Genomic DNA, 8639 nt, shown 5'->3' on the forward strand with positions numbered 1-8639 from the left:
CGCTGAGTTTTCAAGTTGGCAATGCCTCAAGCCCTTATTCGTATATCCACATCCCACATGTCGTGCTTCGTCTCAAACGTTGCAATGGTTGCACCGCGCGCGATCCGGGCACGGGCGTTTTTGACTTTGACAAATGTGCGCGCCGGAGCATAGCCTTTGACCTCTTGAGTGGCTGCGACGCAAAGCAGATGCGGCAACAGCAACGCCCGCTGGGTAATGGGCAAGGATTGCAGCGACATCGGACCAGGATAGAAGCTTTCGGCGGCAACGCCTTCTGCATCAATCACCGCGTGGCGATCCAACACAACGTGATAGTACTCCACGCTGCGGCATCCAGACATCTGACGTACACCGCGAAGCCCTGTAAGAGCCTTTGCCGGTACCAGCACCTCTTCGCTTGTCTCCGGATCATTTACCAGGATGCGGTGTTGCGGTGACACTTTCAAATTCCGGTGCGGCAGCCTACCATTGACGGCCCCTTTTTGAATCAAGATCGGCTTATCCTTATGGCTTGCCTTGTCCCACTCATGACATGAGCGATGCGTGAATAGCACCGGCAGTGCACCGGAATCTTTTGTCCAGACGAGATCACCCGATTTCAGGTCTTCAACCGCACACGGTCCATCCGGGGTATTGATCTGCGTGCCTGCTACAAAACACACGACGCCGGTGTTTTCGAAATTGTAGAAATTAGTATTCGCCGTTGCCCCGGAAAAGACAATGCCGCCGCTGCCAAAGCTGGCGTTGTCGGAATAGTCCACACCACCAACGCCGTCGTTCGATTGGTTCAGGATTCCGTCATCGGCTTGGTCGGCTGTCAGTTCCCAGATGTCATCATAGAACGTCGACAGGTCGATCCGGTCGTTGTTCGTGATATCGTTGTCGTTCAGCGCTCCGGTATTGCCGAAATTGAAATCGCTGATCGTGTCGATGCCGTCGCCTGCGACATAGACAAAGGTGTCATTGCCATCCCCGCCGATGATCTGGTCGTCGCCGGTGCCTCCGGTGATCGTGTCGTTGCCGATCCAGCCATCCAGCGTGTCATTGCCATCCCCACCCTCAAGTTGGTCATTGCCGGTGCCTGCGAACAGGTCATCCGTTCCGGCACCACCAAGCAGGATGTCGTCGCCACCTCCACCGCTCAGGGTGTCGTTGCCGTCGCCGCCATCGAGCCTGTCGGCAGAGCCATCATTGCCCCCGAGAAGAAGATCGTTGCCTGCGCCACCGATCAGGGTGTCGGCACCCTCGCCACCGTCGAGATAGTCGTCGTCCTGACCGCCATCCAGCAGGTCGTCGCCAAGCCCACCTTCCAGCGTGTCATTGTCATCCTGACCGTAGATGGTGTCGTTGCCACCATCGCCGATCAGCAAGTCCGCGTTGTTGTTCGGCGCAAGATCGGTGCCGTCATTTGGCAGGTCGTAGGGGGCAAAGAACGGATAATCCGGATTGGTCGGGGCCACGTCACCATAGATGATGTCACCATCCGCGCCGCCCGAGATCGTGTCATTGCCTTCGTTGCCTTCGAGCGAGTCAGCGCCAGCACCGCCGGAAACCTCGTCGTCGTCAAAGCCCGCATCAACGGTGTCGGCCCCGTCACCGCCGAAGATGAGATCGTTGTCATCTCCGCTCAGGATGCTGTCATTGCCGATCCCGCCATCAACGGTATCACGGTCATTGAATGCGTCCGCGTCACTCGGGTAGAAGAGCGGGTTGCCAGAGGCACCGTATCCTTCATCCGGCAGGCCGGTTCCGGGCGAGGTGCGTGTGTTGATGACATCGTCGCCCGCGCCACCAAGCACACTGTCATTGCCTTCAAAGCCGATGATCGTGTCATTGCCGTCACCGCCAAGCACGGTGTCGTTACCCGCACCAGCGTCGATGCTGTCATTGCCACCTTCACCAAAAAGCTGGTCATTGCCATCACCGCCCGAGACGCTGTCATTGTCCGCGCCCGCGAATATCTGGTCATTGCCCGCGCCGCCCGACAGCATATCATTGCCGCCATCACCGATGATCGTGTCATCGCCATCTTCGCCATAGATGGAATCCGCGCCTGCGACCGCATCGTCGCCATCGAGGTAGTCGTTGCCAGCGCCCCCAAAGATGGTGTCCGCACCGTCCTGACCGAAGACTGTGTCATTGCCCGCGCCGCCAAGCACGCTGTCATCGCCGGTCCAGGCAAACACCTGATCGTTTCCGCCACCGCCATCGACAGTGTCATTGCCGGTGCCTGCGTCGATCCAGTCGGCGCCGCTCCCGCCCGAGATCGAGTCAGCGCCATCGCCAGCCACAAGGCTGTCATCGCCCACACCACCGATCAGCGTGTCGGTGCCAATGCCACCGACAAGTGTGTCGTTTGACGGCAGGTGCTGGCCATCGGCCTGAACCAGGTCAACATAGTCAAGGCCAGTCGTATTTGCGAATTGCTGATCCTGAACACCGGGGGTGTTGGACGAGGTCCAGGTGATCTGGTCGCCGTCATTGACTGAAATATCATACGACCAGTAGGCATTGCCCGTTTGAACAGGACCAATCTGGATCAGCCAGGCATTGCCGGTCTCGCCCGTTGTTTCGTTGACGATGTCGGATTGGGCAATCGCATGAATCTCGGTGCCCGCCAGATAGGTGGTCGAGCCGATGGTGATGTCTGCGGTCAGGACCTGAGGAGCGCCTGTATCCTGCGTGCTGCCACTGGAGAAGTTGAGATCTTCGAAAGCGTTTTCGTCATCGGTGACCTGCACATTGGTGCTGGCTGCACTGCTGTCGAAGGTATAGGTCCCGTTGACAAGGATGCCTGTGGTGCCGGAGCTGTCCAAGGCAAACAGACCGAATTGCCCTCCTGGCGCACTTGCCGGACCGTCGCCGATAAGCAGGTCGTCGCCGTCCTGACCCTCAACAGAGTCGTTGCCTGCGCCGCCGAATAGCGTGTCATCGCCAAGCCCCGCGAATATGGTATCGTCTCCGTCACCGGCAAGGATCGAGTCCGCATCTGTGCCTCCCGGTCCGTCGCCACCATCGACAACGTCGCCGTCTGGGTCACCGGTATAGGACGTGTCGATCAAATCTGCGACGTCGGTGCCTTCGATGATGAAGTCGCGCCCATCCGAAATGCCAAGCGCCACAAGCTCGTCGACTGTGTCCACCTCACTGGACAGAACACCAACCAAAGTAATGCTTTCACCGCCGGAGAACGTCAGGATCGCATCGCCTGTGCCGTCACCGTTGGTGTCTGTGACGGTGACATCGCTCGTGCTGACCGGTGTTGTCCCACCATCCGAAGTAAGACCTGATACATCCAACTGGTCGTTGCCGTTGAACGTGCCATCGCCATTGTCGGTGGGTGCTTCAAAGCCAGAAACGGTGTCGTTGCCGTGGCCGTCTGAAAGGACCACCGTATCGGTGGCACCGTCCCCAGTGCCCGTACCTGTGTCGAGTGCGAACGTATCGTTCCCGATTCCACCTACGACTGTATCCGCGCCGCCGCCGGTGGTGACGTTGTCATCTCCAGTGGACCCAATAACACTGTCATCTCCGGACCCAAGCGTGATGTCCTCGATCTCCGAGAAGGTCGCAATGTCTTCATCTGGGTTGAAATTTGCGTAGGGAACATTTGCAATACCAGAACTTGCACCTGTCCATGTCGATGTTCCAACCGGGTCGCCGCCAGCGGCATCACTGACCGCCAGGTATGTGTTAAACGGCACACCGGTCGAAGACCCGTCGTATGTCGATGCAAGCCAGCCAACAGTGAAACTGTTGCCATTGGCATCGATATAGGTCGAAATACCTGGCATACCGATGCCATTTCCGGTGGTGTTCAGCCCATCCAGATCTTCGGCAAACTCCTGGGTGGTATCTTCGCTACCACCGCCACCGGTAACGCCTTGGCTATCATGAAGCGTGGTGTCGTCGTCTTCGACAAGGACGTAGTGGAAGGTGCCTGCCGTGAAGTCGATATCAGACCGAGGATAGACCCCGAATCCCGTAATGCTGGACGGATCATCCGGTTCGAAAACGCGTACGTAATGAAAGCCAGCCGGGGCAGGGGGCAAAGCATTGCTAATGGTCCCGCTTTCACTATCGGCACTGTTACCCGCAGTCAGGTCGACTGTTACATTCTGCGTCAGGCCACTGGCGTCAATGGTGTCGCCATTGGTTTCCCCGGTTTCGCCGCCCTGAATAAGGTCGTCGCCAAAGCCGTTCTCCAGAACAAACGTGTCGTCGCCCTCTTGCCCGGACAGGATATCATTGCCCGCGCCACCGCTGATGCTGTCGTCGCCATCGCCGCCCTCCAGCGTGTCCGCCCCGCTGCCACCGTCGATGGTATCGTTGCCCGCGCCGCCTGTCAGCGCATTGTTTGCCGCGCTGCCAATAAGGGTATCGTCTCCCGATCCACCGATGACATTTTCAATGTTGCTGAAGGTGGTACCATAACTGCCGACACCATCTTGCAGATTGACCTCAAAAGCGAAAGCAGAGACGAGTGAGTTTCCGATGTCGTAGACGTCTTCACCGTCCCCTCCGTCGAAAACGTCAGCGCCTGACCCGGCCATCAAAGTGTCGTTGCCTTCGCCGCCTTCCAGGGTGTCCTGATTCGCGCCGCCGTCGAGCACATCATCGCCCGCGCCACCGATCAACGAGTCGTTGCCCGCGTCGCCGCGCAGCGTGTCATTGCCAGCCCCGGCGATGACCGTGTCGTTGCCATCGCCCCCGTCGATGAGATCATTACCGCCACGCGCATTGATGTCATCGTTGCCCGTGCCGCCCAGAATGGTGTCATTGCCGCCGCCGGTATCGAGCGTATCATCGCCTGCACCGCCATCATAATAGCGGTCGCTCGCGTCGGCGTCATAAGCCGCGATCAAATCATTGAACGCGGATCCGTAGGCGGTCGTGGCACCGCCATAGTCGTAATAGGTAACGTCAAACGTCGCCAGCCGCGCATCGAACATACCGCCAGCCAACATTGCGCCTTCCCAACCGTCCACATTGTCGAATGTGATCGTGTTGGTGCCGTCCGTCGCCGTGCCACCCGAGCCGGTATAGGTAATCGTTACCGCCGATGAAACGTCATAGAAACTTATGAACTCCGAGGCACTTCCGCTGTCGACGGCAATCTCTTCTGTGCCCAGATCGACAGTATCATTGCCGAACCCGTCCGCCACAAAGTAGGTATCGCGCCCGGATTCGCCCAGAATAAGATCATCGCCAGCATCACTGAAGAACTGGTCATTGCCCGCGCCGCCCTCCAGCCGATCGTCACCCGCGCCGCCATAGAGGCGGTCCTGGTCATCGCCACCCAGCAGCGTATCGTTGCCATCGCCGCCGCGTACCGTGTCATTGCCCGCGCCACCGTCAATGGAGTCGTTGCCCCCACCGCCGTCGATGGAATCATTGCCCTCACCGCTGATTATCGTGTCAAAGGCATCGCCACCGGTCAGGGTGTCAGCGCCAGCGCCACCGTCTATGAGATCGCCGTCAGCGAGGTTCCCTGTGCCCGTAAAATTGGACACGATGGAATCGTTCCCATCCCCCCCAAGCAGCGTGTCCCTTTCTGAGGTGCCCGCAATATCCGTATCGATGATCGTGTCGTTGCCCAGCCCACCATCGACATATTGCTCACGGTTGCCGGTGGTAATAAAATCTTCGCCCGCGCCGCCGTAAATTGTATCCAGAGAGTTTGATGAGGAGATAATCCTGTCGTTGCCATCGCCGCCAGAGATAAGGTTGTCGCCCTCGTTACCGCGGAGGGTATCGTCCCCTGTGCCCCCGTCGACCGTATCGTCACCCAGGCCGCCCGAAATGATGTCATTGCCTGTGCCGCCATAGATCAGGTCGCTGCCATCGCCGCCCAGCACATTGTCATCGCCCGAGCCCGCGACGACCTCGTCGTTCCCGACCCCGGCGTCGATCGTGTCGTTCCCCGCGCCGCCGATGATGTCGTCGTCGCCGTCCCAGCCGATGATGCTGTCCGCGCCGCCCGCTGCTTCGACCCCTTCGAACATCTGCACATTGTCGAGCGAGACGCCTTGACGGTCCACGCTTCCCAGCCCCGAGAAGGTCAGCGTGTTCGATCCGTCGCCCGATCCTCCGATCAGGTGGAACTCATAACTCCGCCAATCGCCGTCCACCCCGTCAATGGTGCCCACAACATCGCCGTTCCAGATCACTTGAATCTGGTTGTCGTCCAGAGTGCCGTCGGAGCCGTCGGCTTTGTCGGCCATATCGAACCGCAGAACATAAACCTGGCCATCGGTGACACCCGCGACCGCCTGGCTGACGACCATGTGCTCGCCAAGCCCGGCCTCCATGTCCAGCCAGTTATTGCCTTCGGTCGCGTTGAGCCCGCTCCGCCCGCTATTGTCGAACTCGATGTTGTAGCCGTTGGCATCGGTCCAACCCGGCGCGGCGCCGCCAGCCCCGGAAAAGCCCCAGACCACGCTGGTCATTCCCGTCGTGTCCTCGAAGGACCCGTTGACGATCAGGTTCGGCCCGGTGGTGGTAAAGTCGTCCCCCGAGATGGTGTCGTTGCCCCATTCCGCGTCGATCGTGTCGGCCCCGGCGCCGCCGAAAGCAACGTTGTTTCCGGGTCCAAGATTGAGCTGATCGTTACCGGCTTCGCCATGGACGGTGTCGTCGCCGTCACCTGACCAGACCGTGTCATTGCCATCGCCCGCGCGCACGGAATCTGCATCGCTTTCGCCGATTGCATCGCCATTGTCGATCCACTCGCCATCTGCATCAAACTCGAACTGGCCCATCTGGTCGTCACCAGACGTGCCGTCGACCACGCCATCGGGCGTCAACTCGACGACGCTTTCGATTTCGCTGAATTGGAGCGTATCGCCCGAGTTGAAGGTGACGGTGCCGCTTTCGGCAGTTGTGTAGGTTATGAAATCGACATGGCTGACATAGAGTGTGTCGTTGTCATCACCGCCTTCGCCGCCGACAATCGTGTCGCCCGCATTGCCCCAGATCTGGTCGGCATCGTCACCACCGTTGATCAGGTCGGCGCCTTCGCCTCCGGTCAGAACGTCGTAGCCGGTATTGCCGCGGATCGTGTCGCTGCCCAGATCCCCGACGATCCGGTCTTCATCGGCACCACCTACCAGCCAATCGTTTTCAGCCCCGCCGTCGATCCAGTCATTGCCGGCGCCGCCATCAACTGAATCGTCACCGCCATAGCCGAAGACCAGGTCATTTCCAGCTTCGCCAAATATGGTGTCGGCGGATGCATCTTCCCAACCGCCTTCAAGATGATCGGCTCCGTCGCCGCCATAGATCAGGTCGGCCCCGGCACCGCCATTGACGAAATCGTCGGCATTTCCGCCGTCGAGCGTGTCGTCGCCGCTTTCGCCGAAGAGCTGGTCGTTGTTATTGTCGCCCGTGATCGAATCGTTGTCTGCACCCCCGTAGATCAGGTCGGTCCCGGCATTGCCCACCAGCGTATCTGCGCCGCCATTGCCGTAGATCGTATCTGCACCGGCGTCGCCCGACAGGGAATCCGCACCGCTGTTTCCGTCCAGCACATCAGCGCCGGCTGTGCCCGAGACGGTATCGGCACCCTGAACGCCTGAAATGCTGGTGAAGTAGTCAAGCAGGGTCGCGCCACCAAGATTGGCGTCGGCTCCGGAAACCCCTGCTTCGCCCACGGTGAACGTGGTCGACCCGTCAGAAAGGGTAATGATTCCAGTGGCCTGATTAACCTGAACCGTGAAGGAGGGATCAAGACCCGAAAAATCGAGCGTGTGACCTGTTGAAGACTCGCTGACACTAGCCCAGAAACTGCCGGAGGTCCAATTCAACGTCGTAACTGTATACGTGGCCATTCTTAAGGTACTCTTGCTGCTTAATCATCACTGTTTTCGAACGACGAGACGGCGTACCAGTTCAGCAAGCCCCGATTCCATCACGATGGGCATTGCCAAAACACCCTTATGCTTGGCAAACCAGACATCCCCAGTCACGTGTTGTCGTTCGTTGGCAAGATCTCCGAAGGCAGCACTCTGCTTTCAGACACATCCAACAACGCTTTGCCTAAACTCGAATGAGGGCCATAATTTTGCTGAAAAAAGGCGAGATTGAGATGAAGTGACGAAGGCAAGCTTTCTCGTTGGAGTACAGGCCATCCAGGATTTCAGATCGAGTGTCACTGTACCCTATTTAATCAGATTCTGCGGATTCAGCGCATTTTGGGGCGTTTTTGCACCCTTAATTGCAATATTTCCACAGGCTCCACGCCTCAGGATTTGACATCACCTGAGCTTTTCCAGATTGCATCGGCGCGGGTCAGAAGCGCTTCACGGTTTGCGCCGACACCAAGCTCGGATATGGCCTGACGAGCTGCCTGCAGAGCGCTCATGGATGCACCTGGGCGGCTTGTTCCATGCGTCTTCCTGGTCGGATACTCTGTTTTCCACCGCCCAGATAACCGCTGGCCGAGGTCCTGCGACAACCCACGGGCCTGTTCAATCACCCGACGATGTTGAGGAAAGGCGCGGCGCAACTCAAAGACCATCCGTTCGTTTCCACGTAGAATGATGGCAGCACCCAAAACGGGACGTGTCGCGTTGCCCTTAAATCTGAAACACGACGGGTTCGGGGATATTTTTTGCCCTTAATTATGAGATTCGACTGCC

At 58.6% G+C, this 8639-nt stretch carries 1 protein-coding gene; it reads right to left on the reverse strand.

Features of this window, described 5'->3' with window-relative positions:
• Positions 1-26: 26 nt before the first annotated feature.
• Positions 27-7829: a Hint domain-containing protein gene (locus ACSHXH_RS15440; protein WP_435672695.1), complete on the reverse strand. Its 7803-nt coding sequence runs from the start codon at positions 7827-7829 to the stop codon at positions 27-29.
• Positions 7830-8639: the final 810 nt, after the last annotated feature.

This window comes from Marivita sp. (genome assembly GCF_051251565.1).
In the GTDB taxonomy this organism is placed as follows: Bacteria; Pseudomonadota; Alphaproteobacteria; order Rhodobacterales; family Rhodobacteraceae; genus Marivita.